We start from the raw sequence: 20,397 nt of genomic DNA on the forward strand, positions 1-20,397 counted from the left end.
GACCCTCAGTCGTTCGCCTCGGATCGCGAACTCGGGGCCTCGCCATGCGCCGCAGCGATCGCCAGGCGCAGCAGGGTGGCGCCCTCCTGCGCCGCGGTCGGGTACAGGGCCAGGCCGCTGCGCGCATGCAGGCTCAGCTCCTGGCCGGAGGCGGCCAGCGGCTTCTGCAGCGCGAGCTGCAGCTTGCGCGCGACCGCGCCGGCATCCTCCGGCTGCTCGGTCGAGGCCAGCAGCACGCCGAAGGCATCGAAATCCAGGGCCGCCACCACATCGCTGGCGCGCACCCCGGCGCGCAGGCGTTGCGCCAGCCGGCGTCGCAGCCCGGCCAGCATCTCGCGGCCCAGGCGTTCGCGCAGCAGGGCCAGGCCCGGCAGGCGCAGCACCAGCAGCGCCATCGGCGAGGGTTCGCGCTGGCGCAGCGCGATCAGGTGGTTGATGTGCTCCAGCAGCTGGCCGCGGTGCGGCAGGCCGGTATCCAGGTCCAGCGCATGGGCGCGGCGCGTGGCGCGGTCCAGCCGGTGCCGCTCGATCGCCCAGCGCAGGCTGCGCGCCAGGCCATGCTGGGCCCATTGGGTCTGCTGCACCACGTCCTGCACGCCGCGCTGCAGCAGCTCCAGCGCGGCGGCCTGCGGGCAGGCCGGGGTCAGCACCAGCACCGCCGATTCCATCACCGCATGGCTCAGGGCGCCCCAGGCCGACAGGCCGGCCGCGCGCTCGCTGGGCAGGGCGGCCAGCAGCGCGTCGTAGCCGCGTTCGCCGAGCCGGCGTGCGGCACCGTCCAGGCTTGCGCAGCGCTCCAGGGTGAAGCGTCCCCATTCGGGCGACATCAATTCCGCCGGCAAGATGGGCGGACTGAATTCGTCCACCCACAGCACCTGCAGGGGCTGGTTCAAGGGCCGTCTCCCCGGCCTTGCGGCCGCCACATGTTTGCGACCATTACACGCCAAGGGCTGCGGGGCGGCTGCTGGGGATTTCACGGGAAGCGCTGCTGTTGCCGGCGCGCGGGCTTGCCGTAGACTGACCTTGGCCGGGCCTTCGGCGGTCGGCTCAGGGAGAGGGCATGCAGGGCATCGAGGACATGGCGGCGGCGCAGCGGCCGCCAGCGAGGCAGGTGCGGCGTCGGCGCGCCTGGCCGCCGCTGGCCGCGGCGGGGCTGGTGCTGGTGCTGGGCCTGGCCCTGACCCTGGCGGCCTGCCTGTGGTTGAGCCAGCGCGAGCGGCAGGAGGCCGAGGAGCAGTTCCAGCGCCTGTCCGAGCGCATCGAGCGCGAGCTGCTGCGCCGGCTGCAGCTGCCGGTCTACGGCCTGAACGGCGCGCGCGGCCTGTATGCGGCCAGCCGCGAGGTGCGGCGCCACGAGTTCCGCGCCTATGTCGATTCGCGCGACCTGGAGCGGGAGTTCCCCGGCATCCGCGGCTTCGGTTTCGTCGAGCGCGTGCTGCGGCCGGAGCTGCCGCGCTTCCTGGCCGGCATGCGCGACGATCATTCGGCCGATTTTCAGCTGCAGCCGCCGCTGACCGATGCCGCGCCGGCGGAGGATTTGCTGATCATCAAGTACATCGAGCCGCTGGCCGCGAACCTGCCCGCCTGGGGCGTGGACATGGGCAGCGAACCGGTGCGGCGCGAGGCGGTGACGCGCGCGGTGCTGAGCGGCCAGGCGACGCTCAGCGGGCGCGTGGTGTTGCGGCAGGATCAGCAGCGTTCGCCGGGACTGTTGCTGTTCGTGCCGATCTACCGGCCGGGCAGCGATCCGCAGACCCCGGCCCAGCGCTGGCAGGCTCTGGTGGGGCTGGTCTATACGCCGATGATTGCGCGCGAGGTGCTGCACGGGCTGGCCGATGTGGCCGAGGGCATGCTGGAGCTGGAGCTGCACATGGGGCCGGACGACCCGCAGGGCGCAATGTTCGTCTCGCATCCGGACCAGGCCAAGGCGAGGCCGCTGCTGACGAGCGACCATGCCTTTCGCTTCGGCGGCACCACGCTGCTGCTGCGTACCGCCAGCCTGCCGGCCTTCGAGCAGCGCCTGCTCGGCCAGGGCACGCGCTGGCTGGGCACCGCCGGCGCGCTGCTGAGCCTGTCGCTGGCCTTCGCGGTCTGGCTGCTGGCCTCGGGGCGGGCGCGCGCCGAGGCGCTGGCGCGTGCGATGACCGCGGACCTGCAGCGCCTGGCGAGGGTCGCGCAGGGCACGACCAATGCGGTGTTCAGCACCGATGCCGCGCTGCGCATCAACTGGGTGAATGAGGGCTTCACCCGCGTCACCGGCTACAGCGCGGCCGAGGCGCTGGGCCGCACGCCCGGCGAACTGCTGGGCAGCAAGCAGGCCAGCCCGGAGACGCTGCAGACCCTGGAGGCCGCGGCGGCGAGCGGGCAGGTCTGCCGCGTCGAGATCCTGAACCGGCGCAAGGATGGCCAGCTGAACTGGGTCGAGACCGAGTTGCAGCCGCTGCACGACGAACGCGGCCGCCTGGCCGGCTTCATCGAGATCGCGCTGGACATCACCGAGCGCAAGGCCGCGGCCGAGCAGCTGTGGCAGGAGCGCGAACGCCTGGCCAATATCATCGAAGGCACCGGTGCCGGCACCTGGGAATGGAATGTGCAAAGCGGCGAGGTGCGCTTCAACGAGCGCTGGGCCGGCATGCTGGGCTACACGCTGGAGGAGCTGGCGCCGCTCGGGTACCACTCCTGGACCGGGCTGGCCCATCCGGAGGATCTGGCGGCCTCGGAGCGCGCGCTGCAGCGCCATCTGCGCGGCGAAACGCCCGGCTACGAGGCCGAGGTGCGGGTGCGCCACAAGGAGGGCCATTGGGTCTGGGTGCTGTCGCGCGGGCGCCTGTATGCCTACACGCCGACCGGCGAGCCCCTGTGGGTGGCCGGCACCCATCTGGACATCACCGAGCGCAAGCGCATGGAGGAGGAACTGCGCGACAGCGAGGCGGTGCTGGAGCGCGCCGGCCGCATCGCTGGCATCGGCGGCTGGCAGATCGAGCTGCCCAGCATGGAGCTGCACTGGACCGCCCAGACCTTTCGCATCCACGAGCTGGCGCCGCTGCGCCAGCCCAATCTGGAGGAGGCGCTGGAGTACTTCGACCTGCCGGGCCGGCTTGCGATCAAGGCCGCGGTGCGGCGCGCCTTCCGCGACAAGGAGGGCGCCGACCTGGAGCTGCGCCTGACCACCGCGCTGGGCCGCGAAATCTGGGTGCGCGCGGTGGCCGAGCCCGAGTTCGACGGCGGCCGGGTCGTGCGCATCAACGGCACCCTGCAGGACATCACCGAACGCCGCCTGCTGGAGGACTCGATGCGGCGCTCCAACGAGGTGCTGCGCAGCGTGCTGGACAACCTGCCCTGCGCGCTCAGCGTGTTCGATGCCGAGCTGCGCCTGGTCGCGCACAACCAGCAGTTCCGCAGCCTGCTGGACTTTCCCGACGCGCTGTTCGAACCCGAGTCGCGCGGCGAGCCGGTGCTGTTCGAGGAGATCATCCGCTACAACGCGCGGCGCGGCGAATATGGCGAGGCCGAGGATGTCGAGGCGATGGTGGAGCTGATCATCGAACGCGCGCGCCATCCGAGCCTGCACCAGTTCGAGCGGGTGCGGCCGAACGGCGCGGCGCTGGAGGTGCGCGGCGCGCCGATGCCCGGCGGCGGTTTCGTCACCACCTACATCGACATCAGCGAGCGCAAGCGGATGGAGGCCGAGCGCCAGCGCAATGCCGAGCTGATGCAGGTGATGCTGGAGAACCTGCCCTGCGGCCTGACGATGTTCGACGCGCAGATGCGGCTGATGCTGCACAACAGCCGCTATGCGCGCATGTACGAGCTGGACGAGGAGTTCTTCGCCGACGCGCCGGTGACGGTCGAGAAGGTGGCGCTGCTGATGCAGCGCCGGCGCGAGTATGGCGAGATCGATACGCGCGAGGCGTTGGCGGCGGCCTTCACCCGCGCCCGCGACGCGATGCGCGCGCCGCATTTCTGGGAGCGCATCCGCCCCGGCGGCCTGGTGCTGGAGATGCGCAGCGCGCCGCTGCCGGGCGGTGGCTTCGTCACCACCTATACCGATGTCAGCGAGCAGCGCCGCGCCGCGGCCGAGCTGGCCCAGACCCTGTCGGTGCTGAAGGCGGTGCTAGACGCGGCCAGCAAGGTCGCGATCATCGCGACCGATCGTCAGCGTCTGATCAGCGTGTTCAACCGCGGCGCCGAGCTGATGCTGGGCTACCGCGCCGAGGAGGTGGTCGGCCGGCGCAGCACCGAGATGCTGCACGCGCCCGGCGAGCTGGAGGCGCTGGGCCGCGAGGTCTCGGCCGAACTGGGGCGGCCGATCGGCGGCTTCGCCGCGATGGTGCATGCGAGTCAGCTGGACCGCGAGCGCGAATGCCACTATGTGCGGCGCGACGGCAGCCTGTTCCCGGCGCTGCGTGTCGTCACCGAGATGCGCGATGCCGACGGCGGCCTCTATGGCTATCTGGGTGTGGCCTACGACATCACGCGGCAGAAGGAGTCCGAGGCCTCGCTGCGCGAGGCCAAGGCGGTGGCAGAGCAGGCCAGCGCGGCCAAGAGCCAGTTCCTGGCCAATATGAGCCACGAGATCCGCACGCCGATGAACGCGATTCTCGGCATGCTGCAGCTGCTGTCGCGCACGCCGCTGGACTCTCGCCAGCAGGACTATGTGCGCAAGACCAAGGGCGCGGCGCGCTCGCTGCTGCTGCTGCTCAACGACATCCTGGACTTCTCCAAGATCGAGGCCGGTAAGATGGAACTGGATCCGCAGCCCTTCGCGCCGGCGCGGCTGCTGGAAGCGGTGCAGGTGATCCTGCAGGCGAACCTGGGCGCACGCCCGCTGGCGCTGCGCTTCGAGCTCGACCCGGCCCTGCCCGCGGGCCTGCTGGGCGATGCGCCGCGCTTGCAGCAGGTGCTGATCAACCTGGGCGGCAACGCGCTGAAGTTCACCGACGAGGGCGCGGTCACGCTGGGCCTGCACCTGCTGGCGCCGGTGGCGGATGAGCGGGCGCGGCTCGAGTTCCGCATCAGCGATACCGGCATCGGCATCGCGCCCGAGCACCAGGCGAAGATCTTCGCGGGCTTCACCCAGGCCGAGGCCTCGACCACTCGCCGCTACGGCGGCACCGGCCTGGGCCTGGCGATCAGCCAGCGCCTGGTGCGGATGATGGGCGGCGAGCTACGGCTGGACAGCGCACCGGGGCAGGGCAGCCGCTTCTTCTTCGCGCTGGAGCTGCCGCTGGCCGATCCGCCGGCCGAACCGGTCGCGCAGCGCGGCGGCACGGGGCGCCAGCGCCTGGCCGGGCTGCGCCTGCTGGTGGTCGAGGACAACCCGAACAACCAGCAGGTGGCGCAGGAGCTGCTGCAGGACGAGGGCGCCGAGGTCGAGCTGGCCGGCGACGGCCAGCAGGCGCTGGACCGGCTGGAGGCCGGCGAGCGTTTCGATGCGGTGCTGATGGACGTGCAGATGCCGGTGATGGATGGCTATACCGCGACCCGCGCGATCCGCGCGCGGCCGGACTGGGCCGGCCTGCCGGTGATCGCGATGACCGCCAATGCGATGGCCGCCGACCTGGAGGCCTGCCGCGCTGCCGGCATGAACGAACATGTGGGCAAGCCCTTCGAGCTCGACCATCTGGTCGCGGTGATCGCCGGCCTGGTCGGGCGCCCTGTCGACGCGGTGGCGGCCATCGCACCGCCGGCCGAGGCGGCGTTGCCCGAGCCGCTGCAGCGCCGCGCCGCCGGCGCGGGCCTGGACCTGCGCGGCGCGCTGCATCGATTGATGGGCAAGACCGCGCTGTTCGCGCGCATGAGCCGCTCCTTCGCGGCCCAGGCCGCGGGCCTGCCGGCGGCGCTGCGCGAGCGCCAGGCGGTGGGTGAGCTGCGCGGCGCGGCCGACGAGCTGCATGCCTTCAAGGGCCTGGCCGCGACCCTGGGCGCCGACCGCCTGGCAGAGCTGGCAAGCCAGGGCGAGCGGCAGCTGAAGGAGGAGGGCCGGCCGCTCGATCCGATCTGGATCGAGGGCCTGGCCGGCGCGATCGCGCAGGGCTCGGCTACCCTGGTCGAACTGGCCGCGGCGCTGGATGCGGATGCGCCCGCGCCGTCACCGCAGGCGGCCGTCGTCGACGGCGCGGCCGCGCGTGTTGGGCTGGAGCGCCTGATGGCCCTGCTGCGTGGGTCCGACATGGCGGCGCTGGACGCGCTGGAGAGCCTGCGCGCCGGCCAGGGCGTGGCGCTGGCCGAGGCGCCGCTGCAGGGCCTGGACGAGGCGATGGCGCGGCTCGATTTTCCCGCGGCTCTGCAATACTGCGAACAACTGCTGGGAGAGCTGTCTCGATGAGCGACGAGAACCACAACGCCTTCGGCCTGGATGGCCTGCTGGGCCGCCCACCCCGCCTCCTGGTGGTGGACGATCAGCCGCTGAACATCCAGGCCTTGCATCAGGTGTTCGCTGCCGATTGCCAGGTGCTGATGGCCACCGCTGGCGAGACCGCGCTGGCGCTGGCGCGCGAGCAGCAGCCCGACCTGATGCTGCTGGATGTGCAGATGCCGGGGATCGACGGCTTCGAGGTCTGCCGCCGCATGAAGGCCGAGGCCCAGCTGGCCCATATCCCGGTGATCTTTGTCACCGCGCGTCAGGACACCGAGTCCGAGACCCGCGCGCTGGCCGGTGGCGCGGTCGACTTCCTCAGCAAGCCCTTCAACCCGGCGGTGGTGCGCGCGCGGGTGCGCACCCACCTGACCCTGAAGCTGCAGTCCGACCTGCTGCGCCAGCTGGCCTTCATCGACGGCCTGACCGGCCTGTACAACCGGCGCCATTTTGACGAGCGCTTCGACGCCGAGCTGCAGCGCGCGCGCCGTGCCGGCAGCCCGCTGGCCCTGCTGCTGGCCGATGTCGATTTTTTCAAGCGCTACAACGACCATTACGGCCATCTGGCCGGCGACGATGCGCTGCGCGGCGTCGCGCTGGCGATGCGCAGCGCGCTGAAGCGCCCGGGCGACCTGCTGGCGCGCTTCGGCGGCGAGGAGTTCGTCGTGCTGCTGCCCGATACCGACCTGGAGGGCGCGCAGCGCGTCGCGCTGGCGCTGCAGGACGCCGTGGGCCTGTTGCAGATCCCGCATGAGCTGGGCTGCGACGATGGTCTGCTGAGCATCAGCCAGGGCGGCGTGGCTTGCCTGCCCGGCGCGCAGCACAGCGGCACGGCCCTGCTCGATGCGGCCGACCGCCAGCTCTACGTGGCCAAGGCCCAGGGGCGGGCGCGGGCGGTGATCGTGCCTGCCTGATCCGGCTCTCTATTCAGCGATCGCGAAGCGCGTTTCGGCGGCCTGCTTGGCGCGGTACATCGCGCCATCCGCGCGCTTGAGCAGCTCCTCGGCCGATTCGGCGCTCTCGGCCAGCGCCAGGCCCAGGCTGGCGCGCACCGGCAGGCGCAGGCCCGGCAGCTCGAACGGGGTCTCGTGCAGGGCGGCGAGCAGCTTGCGCGCCAGCGGTTCCAGCTCATGGGCCTGCTGCAGGTCCTCCAGCAGCAGGGTGAACTCGTCGCCGGCCAGGCGTGCCACCGCATCGGTGCGGCGCAGCGCAGCCTGCAGGCGCCGACCCACCTCCTGCAGCACCAGATCGCCGACCGCATGGCCATGCCGGTCGTTGATCTGCTTGAAGCCGTCCAGGTCCAGGAAGCCCAGCGCCAGCCGGCCCGCATGGCGCTGCATGCGACGCAGGCCCTGGTCCAGCAGCTCATGGAAATGCTTGCGGTTGGGCAGGCCGGTCAGCGCATCGAAGCGCGCCTCGGTGGCGAGCTGGATCTCCAGGTTCTTCATCGCCGTCAGGTCGCTCGCCAGCACGAAGAAGCCCTGCACCTGACCGTTGTCGCAGCGCTCCGGCACATAGCTGAACTGGATGAAGCGCGGCGCGCCCGGCATCGCGGTCCAGAGCCCGAATTCGCGCCGCTCGCCGGCCAGCGCGGCCAGGATATGGTCGCGGTGCACCGCATGCTCGTCCGGCCCTAGCAGCTCCGCCACCGGCCGGTCCAGCACCTGGGCCTCTTCCTGGCCGGCCCAGTCCAGCAGAGTGCGGTTGGCGAAGCGCAAGAGCTGACCCCGGTCGACATAGGCGATCAGGGCCGGCACGTTGTCGGTGATGCCGCGCAGGCGCTTCTCGTTGTCGCGCAGGCGCTGCAGGGTCGCGCGCTGCTCGCTGACATCGCGAAAGGACAGCACCACGCCGTCGACCTGGCCATTGCGGCGCAGCGGCCGCGCGTTGTGCTCCAGCAGCAGCTCGCGGCCGTCGCGGCGCTGCAGCCGGGTGATCACGCCGTCGAGCTCGCGGCCGCTGCGCAGGCAGCGCTCGGCCGGATGCTCCTCGGGCCGCAGCGGCCGGCCGTCCTCGCCGCGCCAGCTGTTGGGGTCCGGCCCCGGCACCCGGCCGATATCGTCCTGCAGCGGCTGGCCCAGCAACGCGGCGGCGCTGGCATTGGCCAGCATCAGGCGGCGCGCACCGTCGCGTATCACCACGCCCTCGTGCAGCGACTCGATTACCGCCAGCAGAAAGCCCTCCTGCTGCTCCAGCTGCAGGCGCTTGCGGCGCAGTTCGATCAGCTGGCCGACCTGGCGCGCCAGCACCTGCAGCGCGCGGCGCTGTGCCTCGCTGAGCGCGCGCGGGCGGCGGTCGATCACGCACAGCGCGCCGAGCGCCTGGCCGCGCGTGCTGAGCAGCGGCGCACCGGCATAGAAGCGGATGAAGGGATCGCCGGTGACCAGCGGGTTGGCGACGAAGCGCGGATCCTGCTGCGCGTCCGGCACCTCCAGCAGCTCGTCGGGCCGCAGGATCGCATGGGCGCAGAAGGACTGGTCGCGCGGCGTCTGGCGGGTGTCGCCGAGCCCGCATTGGGCCTTGAACCATTGGCGCTGCGCATCGACCAGGCTGACCGCCGCGATCGGCACCTCGCAGAGCTCGGCCGCCAGCCGGGTCAGCTCGTCGAAGGCGGCCTCGCGCGGCGTGTCCAGCAGGCCCAGTGCGTGCAGCTCCTGCAGCCGGGCGGCCTCATGCGGTGGCAGGGGATGGTTCATCGGCGCGCGCCTCCGGGCTGGGTCCTGCGATGCGGTCGATGGTAGGGCATCGCGCCGGGCCGCGGGGGCTCAATCCGGCAACAGGGTGTCCAGGTCGACCGCCGCCGCCATCGCGCGGTAGCCGGCATCGCCCGGGTGCAGATGGTCGCCGGAGTCATAGGCCGGCAGCAGGCGCTGCGGGCGCGCCGGGTCGCGCAGCGCGGCGTCGAAGTCCAGCACCGCGTCGAAGGCGCCGGCGCTGCGGATCCAGGCGTTGACCTGCTGGCGGCGGCGCTCCTTGTCGGGTGAATGGTGGCCCTCCAGCGGCGTGCCGGCCAGCGCCCGTTCCAGCGGCGGGATGGTGGCGCCGACGATGTGCACGCCCTGGGCGCGCGCCGCGGCGATCAGGCGGCGGTAGCCGTCGATCAGGGTCTCGGCTTCGACTTGCGGCTCGGCGGGCGCGAAGGCGCCGCCCGGCCAGCCCAGGTCGTTGACGCCCAGCAGCACGACCAGGCTGCGCCGCCCCGGCCGCGCGAACACCTCGCGCGCCGCGCGGGTGAGGCCGCTGTCGCCCATGCCGTCGCGCAGCAGGCGGTTGCCGGAGATGCCGGCATTCAGCACCGCGACGCCGCGGCCGGCCAGGCGCTCGGCCAGCGCGTCGGGCCAGCGCGTGTCGGCGCCCGGCGTCGCGCCGTTGCCGTCGGTCAGCGAGTCGCCCAGGGTGATCACGCTGCGCGCCGGCGCCTCGGTTTCGACCTGCAGCTCGCTGAGATAGGCGCGCGCGCTCAGGCGTTGCGCCTGGGCCGGCAGGGCCGGCGCGGCGCTGTGGTCGCCGGCGGCCAGGTAGACGGTCTCGCGGGCGTCGAAGTGAAAGCCCGCCGGCCGGCTGGCCCGCGGCAGGTACAGCGACACGCTGACCCGCGCCAGCGCCGGCAAGGCCAGCGCGACCGGATCGCTGGCGATGCGCTCACCCGGCGCCAGCCGCAGCTCGCGGCGGCCGCCGAAGCTCAGCGGCCGCAGGCTCTGCGGCGCCACCGCCGAGCCGCCGGCATCGAGACCCAGGCTGGCCGCGCCGATCATGAGCGGCTCGCGGCCATATTCATTGCTGATCACGACCCGCAGCCGGCGCCCGCCGATGCTCAAGCGCGCGGCCTGGCGCAGGGTGATCTCGGGCTCGAAGCGCTCCGGCAGGCCGGTCGGCAGCACGAAGTCGGGCCCCCAGAGCGGCTGCGGGCTGGCGGCCCAGCTCGGGCTCCAATGGCCCTCGGCCAGGCCGGGCAGGGCGGTGGTGAGCAGGGCCAGGGCGGCCAGGGCGATGCGGGCGTGGTGTCTAAACAGGGACATGGTGCGAAAACCTCAAAGGCGGTGAAGAAAGAAGACGACGACGAGGGGCAATGTCGTCCATGCCTTGAAGCTTGAGAAGGCTGCAAAATGCCATGACCACCATTCCAGATTCGAATAGATCAATGGACCAGCTTCGCGCCCTCAAGGCCCTGGTGCTCAGCGTGGAGCTGGGCAGCCTGTCCGGCGCCGCGCGGGCGCTGCAGACCACCCAGCCCAGCATCAGCAAGGGGGTGGCGGCGCTGGAGCGCTCGCTGGGTGCGCGCCTGCTGCGCCGCGGCAGCGCCCACCTGAGTCCGACCGAGGAGGGGCAGCGCTTCTACGAGCGGGCCAAGCGCCTGCTGGAGGACTATGAGGAGGCCGTCGGAGAGCTGCAGGCCGGCGTGGAGCGGCCGCGCGGCCGGCTGCGCCTGAGCGCGCCGCTGGCGCTGGGCCAGACGGTGCTGAACGGCCTGATGCTGGAGTTCCTGGCCCGCTATCCGGAGATCGAGCTGGACCTGCTGCTGGACGACCGCTTCGTCGATCCGCTGGAGGAGCGCATCGACCTGGCGCTGCGCCTGAGCGACGGCGCGCGGCTGCCGGCGGATCTGGTGGCGCGGGCGGTCGGGCGCTGGCCGCGCCTCCTGGTCGCGGCGCCGGCCTATCTGGCCGCGCGCGGCGCGCCCAAGCGGCCGCAGGACCTGCTGCAGCACGACTATCTGCGCTATGCGGCCGGCGAGGACGGGCTGCCGCTGCAGGGGCCGGGCGGCGCCGCGGTGGCGGTGCCGGTGCGCAGCCGCTACCGGGTCAACAGCGCGGTGGCGCTGCGCGACGCCGTGCTGGCCGGCGCCGGCATCGCGCTGCAGCCGAGCTGGATGGTGGCCCAGGCGCTGGGCAGCGGCGCGCTGCGGCGCGTGTTGCCGCGCCATACCGGGCCGGCGCAGCTGGGGCATCTGCTGTATGCGCCGCGCCGCCAGCTGCCGCTGCGCGTGCGGGTGCTGGTGGACTTCCTGGCCGAGCGCCTGGCCGCGCTGCCCGGCGCGGAGGGCTGAGCTGGGCCCTTCCGGCCTGGCGCGCGAAAAAACAGTTCATTCCGGCCGGGCTGCAGTTCGTCGCGGCGCGCTGGTGAGGCGATGGGGCGGCTCCGATACTGACTCCATCGAACAGCCACTGACACACAAGGAGCCCGCCATGAACCTGACCCTGATCCAAGCCGCCGCCGCCCTGATCTGCGCCGCCGCCACCCCGCTGCTGGCCCAGGCCGCCCCGCAGAAGATCGAACAGCTGCCGCGAGTCGTGATCACCGGCAAGGCCACGCAGCAGATGGCCGTCGTGCAGCAGCTGCCGCGCGTCGTGATCGAGGGCCGCAGCATCGCCGCCACGACCCGCCTGGCGCAGAACGCCGCCGCCGCTATCAAGCCCGCGACCCGCAGCCTCTGAGGGCCGGCCGATGCTAAAAAATGTCCGAGCCAACCAGCCAGCCGATGCGCGGCCGCAGGGGGAAACTCCTGCTGCGGCGCATCGGCTGGCCGACAGCAATCACCAGCATGGCCGCATGACGGGGCTATGAAACATGCGGCTCAACCGGCCCCGCGCCAAGGGTGTTGACGAACGTCGTCGTCGCGACATCAGGTTTGCGCAGACTGCCCGCGCCTGATGTTGTCCCACCCGTCCATGAGCCGTTCCGAATCTCCATCTTCTCCTTCTCCCTATCAACAAGGCGTCAGCGCCGGCTGGCTCGAGCGCCTGAGCCTGCGCCAGCGTCTCGGCCTGGTCGCGCTGTTGTGCCTGGCCCTGAGCCTGCTGCCGACCGGCCAGCTGGCGCGGCGCATGCTGACCGAGCTGGACCAGCTCGCGACCGAGCGCGCCGGCCTGCCGATGAACGAGGCCTGGCAGCTGAGCCTGCGCGCGCTCGGCGCGCACCGTCTCGCGGCCGCGAAGCCGCCGCAGCCCGAGCATGAGGCGCAGCGCCGCCAGGCCGCGGCCGCGCTGGCGCAGAGCCTGGCCGCGCTGCAGGACGCGCTGGCCCCGGCCGGCGAGGCGCGGCGCGGCGAGCTGAGGGCCCTGGCCGAGCAGGCCACCGCTCTCGATGGCGCGCTGCAGCGGCGCGAGCTGGATGCCGCGGCCTCGCTGGAGCGGCATCGCCGGCTGAGCCGGCAGATGTTCGACGCGCTGGACCGGCTCAATGCCGACAACGGCCTGCTGCTGGAGCCCGAGGCGGCCGCGCATTTCTCGATCATTGCCGGGCTGCAGCTGGCACCGCAGATCGGCGATGCGCTGTCCGAGCTGAGCGCGATCGCGGCGGCGGCGGCGGTGGACGATGTGGCCAGCGTGGCCGCCGCGGCCGCGCGCTACAACGAGGCCAGCCACCGCCTGCAGCTGAACCTGGCGCAGGCGCGCGAGCGCGACCCGCAGCGCGCCGCCGATTACGAGCAGGCCGGCGAGGCGGCGGCGCGCCAGCAGGCCATGGTCAACGAGACCCTGGCCGCCTCGGCGCGCGATCCGGCCTATCCGCTGGAGCGCATGAGCGAATCCTTCGCGCAGGCGGCCAGCCTGCAGCAGGCCCTGGCGCAGCAGGTGCTGCGCACGGTGGATCAGCGCCTGGCCGAGCGCGCCCGGGCGCTGAGGCATGGCACCGGCCTGACCCTCACGGCGGTGCTGGCGGGCCTGCTGGCGATCGGCTGGCTGCTGTGGCGCTGCATCGTCGGCACCCTGCGGCCGGTGCTGCAGACCATCGCGCTGACCGAGCGCATCGCCGGCGGCGACCTCAGCGGCGCGGTGGCGCCGACGAGCTCGCGGCGCGACGAGATGGGCCGGGTGCTGCAGGCGATCGACGCCATGCAGCGCCGCCTGCGCGGCCTGGTGCAGCAGCTGCAGGAGGCCTCGGGCCGCATCCATCGCGCGGCCGACGAGATCGCGGCCGGCAACCAGGACCTGAACCAGCGCAGCGAGCAGTCCGCCGCGCGCATGCAGCAGGCGGCCGGCAATGTCGAGCTGCTCAGCCGCACCGTGGCGCAGACCGCGGACGCCGCCGACGAGGCCAGTCGTCTGGCGGGCTCGGCCGCCGCCGCGGCCGACCATGGCCGCACGGTGGTGGGCCAGTTCCTCGGCACGATGAACGCGATCAGCGACGGCTCGCAGCGCATCGCCGAGATCACCGGCGTGATCGACGGCATCGCCTTCCAGACCAATATCCTGGCGCTGAACGCGGCTGTCGAGGCCGCGCGCGCCGGCGAACAGGGCCGCGGCTTCGCGGTGGTGGCGGCCGAGGTGCGGGCGCTGGCCCAGCGCAGCGCCGCCGCCGCGCGCGAGATCAAGGGCCTGATCGGCGGCTCGGTGGAGCGCATCGAGCAGGGCTCGCGCCAGATCGGCGAGGCGCACCAGGCGATGCTGGGCATCGCCCAGGGCGTCGGCCAGGTCGACCAGATGATCCGCCGCATCGCCGACGATGCCAAGCAGGAGTCGACGCGCATGCATGCGCTCAGCGAGGCGATCGCGCAGATCGACCAGATGACCCAGCAGAACGCGGCGCTGGTCGAGCAGTCGGCCGCCGCGGCGCTGTCGATGAACCGACAGGCGCGCCAGATGTCGGACCTGGCCGGCGAATTCCGGCTGCAGGCCGAGCAATAAGCCACGGCCGGCGCCGCGCCGCGGGCCGCGCTTTGGCGGATGATGTGGGGCTTGTTGTTCCGCCAGCCCCGCTGCAGCAGTCCTTCGCATGCGCTCCGCCAGCCTCCTCACCAAACTCACCCTGTTCCTCGGCCTGATGGTCGCCAGCGCGGCACCGCGCGCGGCCGGGGGCCACCATGGCGTCGACGATGCGGCACTGCTGGAGCCGGGTCAATGCCAGCTGGAACTCTGGCAGGAGCGTGGCCGCGGCAACGGCCATCGCCTGCAGCACCTGGGGCCGACATGCCGGCTCGGCGCGCTGGAATGGAGCCTGAACCTGGACCGCAGCCGCAGTGCAGGCGGTGGCGAAGGCGGCGACACCGAGCGCAGCTGGGGCCCGCAGGCGAAATGGGCGACGAGCGGCTTCCTGCATCCCGACCTGAGCATCGGCCTGGTCTGGGGCGCCACCCTGCGCCCCCATCAGCGGCCGCGCCTGGGCGCGCAGTCCCTGCTGCTGCCCCTGAGCTGGCAGGCCACGCCGAGCCTGGCTCTGCACCTGAATCTGGGCCGCGACTTCCGCCGCCAGGCCCCGATGTGACGCGCCGCGGCGCCGCGCTGGAATGGCTCGTCGCGCCGCAATGGCAGGGCGTGGCCGAATGGTTCGACGATGGCGAACGCGGCCACCGCCGCCTCGGTCTGCGCTTCATCGCCAGCGAGGCCTGGTCGCTGGACTTCAGCCATGCCCGCCCGCAGGGGGCGGGGCAGGGGTGGTGGACGGCGGGGGTGAACTGGATGTTCGCGCGGTAGCCGCGTCAGCGCACGACGCGATGCTGGGCCATCTGGGCCCGCAACTCCTCGGCCACGTTCTCGAAGCGGATCGCCGTGAGGCCGAGGATGGGGTCGTCAAGCGTCGCCACGTCGGTGGGGGAGCGGCTCAGATAGCGCTGCACCAGATCCTCGCCGATCGCATGCAACCGGCGATTCTTGGCCTCGGAGTCGACCAGGGCCGAGGTGCTGCGTTCCAGCAGCTGGCTCAGCGCCTGCACGGTCTGGCCGCGCTCGGCCAGTTGCCGGCGCTGCTCCAGCAGCTCCTGCTGCAGGCCCTGCTCGCGCGTCTGGGCCGCTTGCTCGGCCTGCTGCAGGCGCTGGCGCAACGCGGCCAGTTCGCCGCGCAGCGCGCCGAGCTCCTGCTCGCTGGCCGCCAACCGACCGGCGCTGCCGCGCTGCTTGGCCGCCGCAGCTTCGGCTGCCGTTGCCAGCTGGGCGCGCTCGCGCTCCAGCGCCTCCTTCTCCGCCTGCAGCGCACCTTGCTGGCGCTGCGCATCGCGCAAGGCGTTCTGGGCGCGGCGCAAGGCTTCGCGTTCGCGTGAACCGGTCTCCTGGGCCCAGCCGGAGGAGGCCAGCAGGCTCAGCAGCAGGCCGGTGATGACGGTCGTCTGTCTCATGATGAAACTCCTCAGAAACGTCCGCTCAGGTCGAGCTGGAACACATCGATGCGCATCGGCGCGCTGCTGAGCGTGCCACTGAGCGAACTCGGATCGCCGGGGACCGCGAGGAAGCGCAGGCCGTCGTCGAGATTGCGCGTGCTGGTCCAGCGCAGACCCAGGGCGAAGCGCTTGTCCAGCGCATAGCTGCCGCCCAGCGACCAGCCCTTGTAGTTGGTGCCGCCCAGATGCCAGGTGGTGTCGGTGAAGCCATCGATCCAGGCGTCGCGCTCGACCTTGCGGTAGGCCATATAGGCCTGCCAGTCACCGCGCCGTTCCAGCGCGCGGCGGCCCAGGCCGATGCGGCCCTGCCAGGCGGTGGTCATTTCGCGTAGATTGTCCAGGGCTGTGCCCGCCTGGGCGCGGGCGCGGATGTCGGCCAGGTCGAAGCCGGTGTTCTTGATCCAGTCCAGGCTCAGGTCCACCAGCACCGGCGCCAGCTGGCTGAAGCTGACCGACCCGGTGAGGTTCACCGGCCGGAAGCGCGAGGCCAGGCCCCAGGTCGGCGCGGCGGCGCTGGTGGGGTCGTTCAGGTTGATCAGGGTGTTGCCCTTGAGGCGCAACGAGCTGGGGTACTGGCTGCTCTGATAGGGCTTGGTGCCGGCCAGCGGGCCGGTCGGAGGCGGCTCGTTCTCGCGCACGCCGGCCACATGGCGGAACTCGTAGGCGGCCAGGCCCAGCTTGGCGCTGACGCCCTCGGCCAGCGGCAGCTCGGCGCCGAGCTGGGCGCCCAGCAGCCATTTGTCGCGGCCGCTCTGGCTCAGCTCCTCCAGGGGGAATGCGCCGGCGGTCGCGAAGTAACGCTGGCGGCCGGCGGTCTCGTGGTTCAGCTTCAGCGCCGCGCCGTCGAAGGACAGGTCGTCGGCCCAGGCCAGATCGGTGCTGTAGAAGGGGTTGGCCATGCGGCCGGCCTCCAGGCTCAGCGGCCGCCAGCCCAGTGCCGCATTCCAGCGCAGCCACGCGCGGTCCAGCACCAGGCTGGCCTTGTTGAAACTGGTGCCCAGGGTCTGCGAGCTGGAGGTTGGCCCGCTGGTGGTGCCGGTCGACAGGCGCAGGCCGGCGCTGACCTGTTCCGTCAGCAGCGCGTTGACGCCCAGCCGGGCGCGCAGGGTCAGACGGTCGCGGTTCTGCGTGGTGTTGCTCAGGTCGGGCGCCCAGGCCGGCGACTCGGTCTGGCTGCGGAACACATGGGCCGGCACATTGCCATCGTCGAGCATCTCGGTCTGGCTGCGCACCCGCACATCGCCCTCGATGCTGATCCGGCCGAGCCATTCGGGCAGCGCGCCGGGCTCGCCCCAACGCTCGCTGCGCGCCTGGGCCAGCACCTCGGTCTTGATCTCCTCGCGCAGCTGCTGGCGCACGGTCTCCGGCACATAGGGGACGCGCACGACCTTGGGCGCCGGTGTGCCGCCGGCCACAGCGGGTGCCGCGGCCTGGGCGCCGGCCTGCTGGGCCTGGCGCACGATGGTGTCGGCGCGCTCGCGCGACAGCAGGCCCTGGCCAACCAGGGCCTCGATCAGGGCCAGCGTGGTGGCGCGCAGCTGGGCCAACTCCTGCTTTTCGTCGACGGCCGACTGGGCCTGGGCGGGCTGCGCGATCAGGGCGGCTGCGGCCAGGGCGGTGGTGAGGATATTGAGCTTCATGACTGGAAGGAAAGTGAATCTTGACCAGGCCCTCAGGCCTGGGGTTTGACGCTGAGCCGGAAGCGCATCGGCTGACGCAAGGCCGGCGGCGGCGGCAACTTGATGGCGCGCGAGGTCTCGGTCAGCGCGGCCTGCAGGGCCGCATCGGCGCCGGCGTCGCCACTGGGCTGCAGCTCGAAGCGCTCGATCACGCCATCGGGCTTGAGCCAGATCGCGAAGCTGGCGTGGAGCTGATCGGCCTCGCTGCGCAGATGGCGCTCGATCTCGTCACGCAGCAACTGCCGCGCGGCATTGGCGTAGAAGCGCTCCTGGGCGCGGTCGGCCACCGTGCCACCGCCGGCAGGCCCGCCACCGGTCGGGCCGCCCTGGTACTCGCGGCTGACATTGCCGGCGGCGAAGGCGCTGGGACCATCGCCGGCCGCGCCCTCCATCTTCAGCGGCGCGTCGGCCGGCTTGGGGGCGTCCTGCGGCTTGGGCGTTTCCTCGCGCATGGCCTGCTTGGGCTCCTCCTTGGGCGGATCGGGCTTCTTCTCCTCCTTGGGCGGGGGCGGCGGAGGCGGCGGCGTGTCGGGCAGGATCGAGATCTTGGCGACCTGGCGGCGCGGCTTCTCCGGGCCGCCCTGCAGGTTGTTCGCCAGCCAGTAAACGCCGGCCGCCACCAGCAGCAGGCCCAGGGCCGCGGCGGCGCGCAGTGCCCAGGTACGGCCCGGCTTGTCGTTCAGATGGTCTTCGGCCAATCCACTCATGCTGGCCGTCCTCAACTGCCGATGCGGGCCGTGATCAGCCCCATATTGACCTGCAGCTTGTTGCACAGGTCCACGATGGCCACCACGTTGGCGTACTGGGTGCGGGCATCTCCCTTGATCGCGACGGACATCTGCGGGTCGCGCGCCTTGGCCTGGTCAAGCCGGCCTTCCAGCTCCGTCAGGCTCAGCCCTGCGCCGTTCAGCAGCACCGCGCCATCGGGCATGACCTGCACGATCAGCAGTTCATGCTTCTCGGTGCTGGGCTTGTTGGAGGGCTTGGGCATGCTGATCGACAGGCCCTGCACCGAGGCGGTGGTCATCAGGATGAAGACCACCAGCAGCACATAGGCCAGGTCCAGCATCGGCGTGACATTGATCGTGTCGTAGGGTTTGGCATCGGTATTGACTTGCATCGCAGCTCCTCAGGGCGCGGCGCGCTTGGTGACCAGGCCGATCTCGGTGATGTCCAGCTGCTTGGCGACTTCCAGCACCTGCATCACCTTCTCGTACTGGGCGGCCGCATCGGCCTTCAGCACCACCGGCAGCGCCGGATTGGCGGATTTGTACTGGGCCAATGTGTCACGCAACTGATCCATGCCGACCGGATAGGCATCGAGATAGACCGCGCCGTCGGCGGTGATGGTCACCGCCCGGGTCTGCGGCTTGGCCAGGTTGTTGGCCGCCAGGGTCTGCGGGCTGTTGACCTTGACGCCCTGCACCGAAGCGGTGGTCAGGATGATGAAGGTCACCAGCAGCACATAGGCCAGGTCCAACATCGGCGTGATGTTGATGTCGTCGTAGGGCTGGTTGTCAGCCTTGATATCGGCCGACATGCTCAGCGCGCGCCGTAGAGTTCAGCCACGCGGGTGATGAACTCGTCCACGAAGATCTGCATGTCCGAGGACAGGTTCTTGATGCGCGCGGCCAGGTAGTTGTAGCCGAACAGCGCCGGGATCGCGACGCCCAGGCCGGCCACCGTGGCGAGCAGGGCCGCGGCGATGCCGGGGGCGATCGCGTTGACGTTGACATCGCCGGCCGCGGCGATCGCCGCGAAGGTGATCATCACGCCCACCACCGTACCCAGCAGGCCCAGGAAGGGGCCGCCCGAGATCGCGATCGTCAGCAGCACCATCTTGGCATTGAGCTTGTGGCTCTCGCGCACGAAATCGGCGTCCACTGCGGCCTTCACCGCATCCAGCGAGGCACCGCTCAGCGGCGGCGCATCGGCCTGGCCGACGCGGCGCTTGGCCAGTTCGCGCACGCCGGCCTGGTAGAGGCGGTACAGCGGCGAGTTCGGATGGATAGCCCCGGTATCCAGCTTCAGCAGATCCTCGTTGGCGGCGCGGAAACGCTGCAGGAACTGGCGGTTGTCCTTGTCGGCGCGACCCACCAGCAGGCTCTTGTCGACCATCACCCAGGCCGCGACGACGAACATCACGCCCAGGATGATGATGACCACCCAGGCGTCGACCGTCAGGTTCTTGACCAGCACGCCGATGTAGCCATGCTCCTCGCCTCCGCCGGCCGCATCGCCGGCGCTCTCGCGCTGGCTGCTCAGCAGCTTGCCTTCGCCACCCTGGGCCGCGACCGCCAGCGCCAGCCAGGCATCGCTGCGCGCCGTGGTCGCGATCTGCAGCTCGTCGGCCAGGCCGCGTGCGCCTTCGCCCAGTTGCAGCGCGCCACCGAGCGTCGGCGCCGCCGCCTGGCCCTTGGCCACCTCGGCACCGCCGACGAACAGCGCGGCCTGGCCCTGGTCCAGACGCAACGCCAGATGGGTCCAGCGGCCGGCCGCCACGGCGCCGCCGGCCAGCTCGGTCGGGCCCAGGCGGGCCTGCAGCTTGCCGTCCTGCAAGCCCAGGCTCAAGCCTCCCCATTGCAGCAGGCGCGCGCCGGCGACATCGTCGAGCTTGACCCACAGCGACAGGGTCAGCGCGCCGCCGGCGATACCCTTGACCAGGCCGTCGTCCAGCGCCCAGCGCAGGGGCCGACCGTCCAGTCGCACGCTGCTGCCCAGCAGGCCGTTGGCCTCCAGCGTCAGCGGGGCCTCGGCCTTGATGCGGCCCAGATGGTCGCTGCCATCGGCATTGTCGAAATGCAGGGCCGCCAGGGTCGAGGCGTCGAAACCCGCCGCGCGGCTGGACTCCACCGTGGCCTTGGCATTGCCGGCGTAGACATGGAAGACGTTCTTGTCGCTGCCCGGCATCACGCTGGGCAGCTGCACCCACAGCAGGGCCAGCTCATTGACGCTGTCGAAGCGCTCGACGCTGAACTTCAGCGGCGTCTTGTCGTCGCCGGCCAGCACGCGCAGGTCGGAGCCATCCTCCTTGGCCGCGACGAAGTCGAAGTTGCCCGAATGCAGGCGCAGCGCGACGCTGACAGCGCTGGCGGCCTGCTGGGTCTCCAGGCCCTTGGCGCTGGTGTCGAGCGTGACCCGGGTGCGTTGGCTCCAATCCTCGCTCCACCAGGCATGGGCGGCGCCGGGCAGCGAGGCGGCGGCGAAGGCAAGGGCGATGAGTGCGTTGCGCATGATGATCTTGGTCCGGAAACGGTCTAAGGTTTTTG

15 protein-coding genes and 1 pseudogene are annotated in these 20,397 nt (G+C 71.8%); 7 read left to right on the forward strand and 9 right to left on the reverse strand.

Going from position 1 to position 20,397, the window contains the following annotated elements:
• Positions 1-5 precede the first annotated feature (5 nt).
• Complete coding sequence (locus tag G8A07_RS09080) at positions 6-893, reverse strand: GGDEF domain-containing protein (RefSeq protein WP_195796694.1); 888 nt, start codon at positions 891-893, stop codon at positions 6-8.
• A 167-nt stretch (positions 894-1,060) separates the two neighbouring features.
• On the opposite strand from G8A07_RS09080, the gene G8A07_RS09085 reads away from it, so the two are divergent.
• Positions 1,061-6,328 (forward strand): PAS-domain containing protein, encoded by a 5,268-nt coding sequence (locus tag G8A07_RS09085; RefSeq protein ID WP_195796695.1) that lies wholly within the window; start codon positions 1,061-1,063, stop codon positions 6,326-6,328.
• Complete coding sequence (locus tag G8A07_RS09090) at positions 6,325-7,272, forward strand: diguanylate cyclase domain-containing protein (protein ID WP_195796696.1); 948 nt, start codon at positions 6,325-6,327, stop codon at positions 7,270-7,272. Before G8A07_RS09085 ends, G8A07_RS09090 begins: the two co-directional genes overlap by 4 nt.
• 9 nt (positions 7,273-7,281) lie before the next feature.
• Here the strand turns inward: G8A07_RS09090 and G8A07_RS09095 are convergent, their stop codons facing one another.
• On the reverse strand, positions 7,282-9,054 hold the full coding sequence (locus G8A07_RS09095; RefSeq protein ID WP_195796697.1) for a diguanylate cyclase domain-containing protein: 1,773 nt from the start codon (positions 9,052-9,054) through the stop codon (positions 7,282-7,284).
• 69 nt (positions 9,055-9,123) lie between these two features.
• Positions 9,124-10,377 carry an SGNH/GDSL hydrolase family protein gene (locus G8A07_RS09100; RefSeq protein ID WP_195796698.1) on the reverse strand — a complete coding sequence of 418 codons (1,254 nt, stop codon included), beginning with the start codon at positions 10,375-10,377 and terminating at the stop codon, positions 9,124-9,126.
• A 122-nt stretch (positions 10,378-10,499) separates the two neighbouring features.
• Between G8A07_RS09100 and G8A07_RS09105 the strand changes: the two genes are divergently transcribed.
• The 5 genes and pseudogenes from G8A07_RS09105 (at position 10,500) to G8A07_RS09125 (ending at position 14,769) form a co-directional block, all read left to right on the forward strand.
• Positions 10,500-11,405, forward strand: a complete 906-nt coding sequence (locus G8A07_RS09105; RefSeq protein WP_195796699.1) for a LysR family transcriptional regulator — start codon at positions 10,500-10,502, stop codon at positions 11,403-11,405.
• A gap of 139 nt (positions 11,406-11,544) precedes the next feature.
• Positions 11,545-11,793, forward strand: coding sequence for a hypothetical protein (locus G8A07_RS09110; protein WP_195796700.1), 249 nt, complete (start codon positions 11,545-11,547; stop codon positions 11,791-11,793).
• Positions 11,794-13,074: 1,281 nt separating this feature from the next.
• Positions 13,075-13,983 (forward strand): annotated as a pseudogene (locus G8A07_RS28265) (methyl-accepting chemotaxis protein); the annotation flags it as partial.
• Between the two features lie 88 nt (positions 13,984-14,071).
• Positions 14,072-14,560: a hypothetical protein gene (locus G8A07_RS09120; RefSeq protein WP_195796702.1), complete on the forward strand. Its 489-nt coding sequence runs from the start codon at positions 14,072-14,074 to the stop codon at positions 14,558-14,560.
• Entirely contained in the window at positions 14,557-14,769 is a 213-nt protein-coding gene (locus G8A07_RS09125) for a hypothetical protein (RefSeq protein WP_195796703.1), read from the forward strand. The genes G8A07_RS09120 and G8A07_RS09125 overlap by 4 nt, the downstream gene beginning before the upstream one ends.
• Positions 14,770-14,774: 5 nt before the next feature.
• On the opposite strand, the gene G8A07_RS09130 is transcribed toward G8A07_RS09125, so the two are convergent.
• From G8A07_RS09130 to G8A07_RS09155, 6 genes are read right to left on the reverse strand one after another with little or no spacing between them, the layout of a single operon-like run.
• A complete protein-coding gene (locus G8A07_RS09130) occupies positions 14,775-15,407 on the reverse strand; it encodes a hypothetical protein (RefSeq protein WP_195796704.1) in 633 nt (210 codons plus the stop codon).
• 11 nt (positions 15,408-15,418) lie between these two features.
• On the reverse strand, positions 15,419-17,089 hold the full coding sequence (locus tag G8A07_RS09135) for a putative porin (RefSeq protein ID WP_195796705.1): 1,671 nt from the start codon (positions 17,087-17,089) through the stop codon (positions 15,419-15,421).
• Positions 17,090-17,121: 32 nt separating this feature from the next.
• Positions 17,122-17,835 carry a TonB C-terminal domain-containing protein gene (locus tag G8A07_RS09140; protein ID WP_195796706.1) on the reverse strand — a complete coding sequence of 238 codons (714 nt, stop codon included), beginning with the start codon at positions 17,833-17,835 and terminating at the stop codon, positions 17,122-17,124.
• An 11-nt stretch (positions 17,836-17,846) separates the two neighbouring features.
• Entirely contained in the window at positions 17,847-18,248 is a 402-nt protein-coding gene (locus tag G8A07_RS09145) for a biopolymer transporter ExbD (RefSeq protein WP_195796707.1), read from the reverse strand.
• A gap of 9 nt (positions 18,249-18,257) precedes the next feature.
• Positions 18,258-18,668 (reverse strand): biopolymer transporter ExbD, encoded by a 411-nt coding sequence (locus G8A07_RS09150; protein ID WP_195796708.1) that lies wholly within the window; start codon positions 18,666-18,668, stop codon positions 18,258-18,260.
• Positions 18,669-18,670: 2 nt separating this feature from the next.
• Positions 18,671-20,362: a DUF2341 domain-containing protein gene (locus G8A07_RS09155; RefSeq protein ID WP_195796709.1), complete on the reverse strand. Its 1,692-nt coding sequence runs from the start codon at positions 20,360-20,362 to the stop codon at positions 18,671-18,673.
• Positions 20,363-20,397: the final 35 nt, after the last annotated feature.

This window comes from Roseateles sp. DAIF2 (genome assembly GCF_015624425.1).
In the GTDB taxonomy this organism is placed as follows: domain Bacteria; phylum Pseudomonadota; class Gammaproteobacteria; order Burkholderiales; family Burkholderiaceae_C; genus Kinneretia.

What these genes read in the sequence shown, in the direction of transcription:
- G8A07_RS09085 (WP_195796695.1), top strand. Translation starts at nt 1,061, where the DNA reads ATGCAGGGCATCGAGGACATGGCGGCGGCGCAGCGGCCGCCAGCGAGG.
- G8A07_RS09090 (WP_195796696.1), top strand. Translation starts at nt 6,325, where the DNA reads ATGAGCGACGAGAACCACAACGCCTTCGGCCTGGATGGCCTGCTGGGC.
- G8A07_RS09095 (WP_195796697.1), bottom strand. Translation starts at nt 9,054, where the DNA reads ATGAACCATCCCCTGCCACCGCATGAGGCCGCCCGGCTGCAGGAGCTG.
- G8A07_RS09100 (WP_195796698.1), bottom strand. Translation starts at nt 10,377, where the DNA reads ATGTCCCTGTTTAGACACCACGCCCGCATCGCCCTGGCCGCCCTGGCC.
- G8A07_RS09105 (WP_195796699.1), top strand. Translation starts at nt 10,500, where the DNA reads ATGGACCAGCTTCGCGCCCTCAAGGCCCTGGTGCTCAGCGTGGAGCTG.
- G8A07_RS09110 (WP_195796700.1), top strand. Translation starts at nt 11,545, where the DNA reads ATGAACCTGACCCTGATCCAAGCCGCCGCCGCCCTGATCTGCGCCGCC.
- G8A07_RS09120 (WP_195796702.1), top strand. Translation starts at nt 14,072, where the DNA reads ATGCGCTCCGCCAGCCTCCTCACCAAACTCACCCTGTTCCTCGGCCTG.
- G8A07_RS09130 (WP_195796704.1), bottom strand. Translation starts at nt 15,407, where the DNA reads ATGAGACAGACGACCGTCATCACCGGCCTGCTGCTGAGCCTGCTGGCC.
- G8A07_RS09135 (WP_195796705.1), bottom strand. Translation starts at nt 17,089, where the DNA reads ATGAAGCTCAATATCCTCACCACCGCCCTGGCCGCAGCCGCCCTGATC.
- G8A07_RS09140 (WP_195796706.1), bottom strand. Translation starts at nt 17,835, where the DNA reads ATGAGTGGATTGGCCGAAGACCATCTGAACGACAAGCCGGGCCGTACC.
- G8A07_RS09145 (WP_195796707.1), bottom strand. Translation starts at nt 18,248, where the DNA reads ATGCAAGTCAATACCGATGCCAAACCCTACGACACGATCAATGTCACG.
- G8A07_RS09150 (WP_195796708.1), bottom strand. Translation starts at nt 18,668, where the DNA reads ATGTCGGCCGATATCAAGGCTGACAACCAGCCCTACGACGACATCAAC.
- G8A07_RS09155 (WP_195796709.1), bottom strand. Translation starts at nt 20,362, where the DNA reads ATGCGCAACGCACTCATCGCCCTTGCCTTCGCCGCCGCCTCGCTGCCC.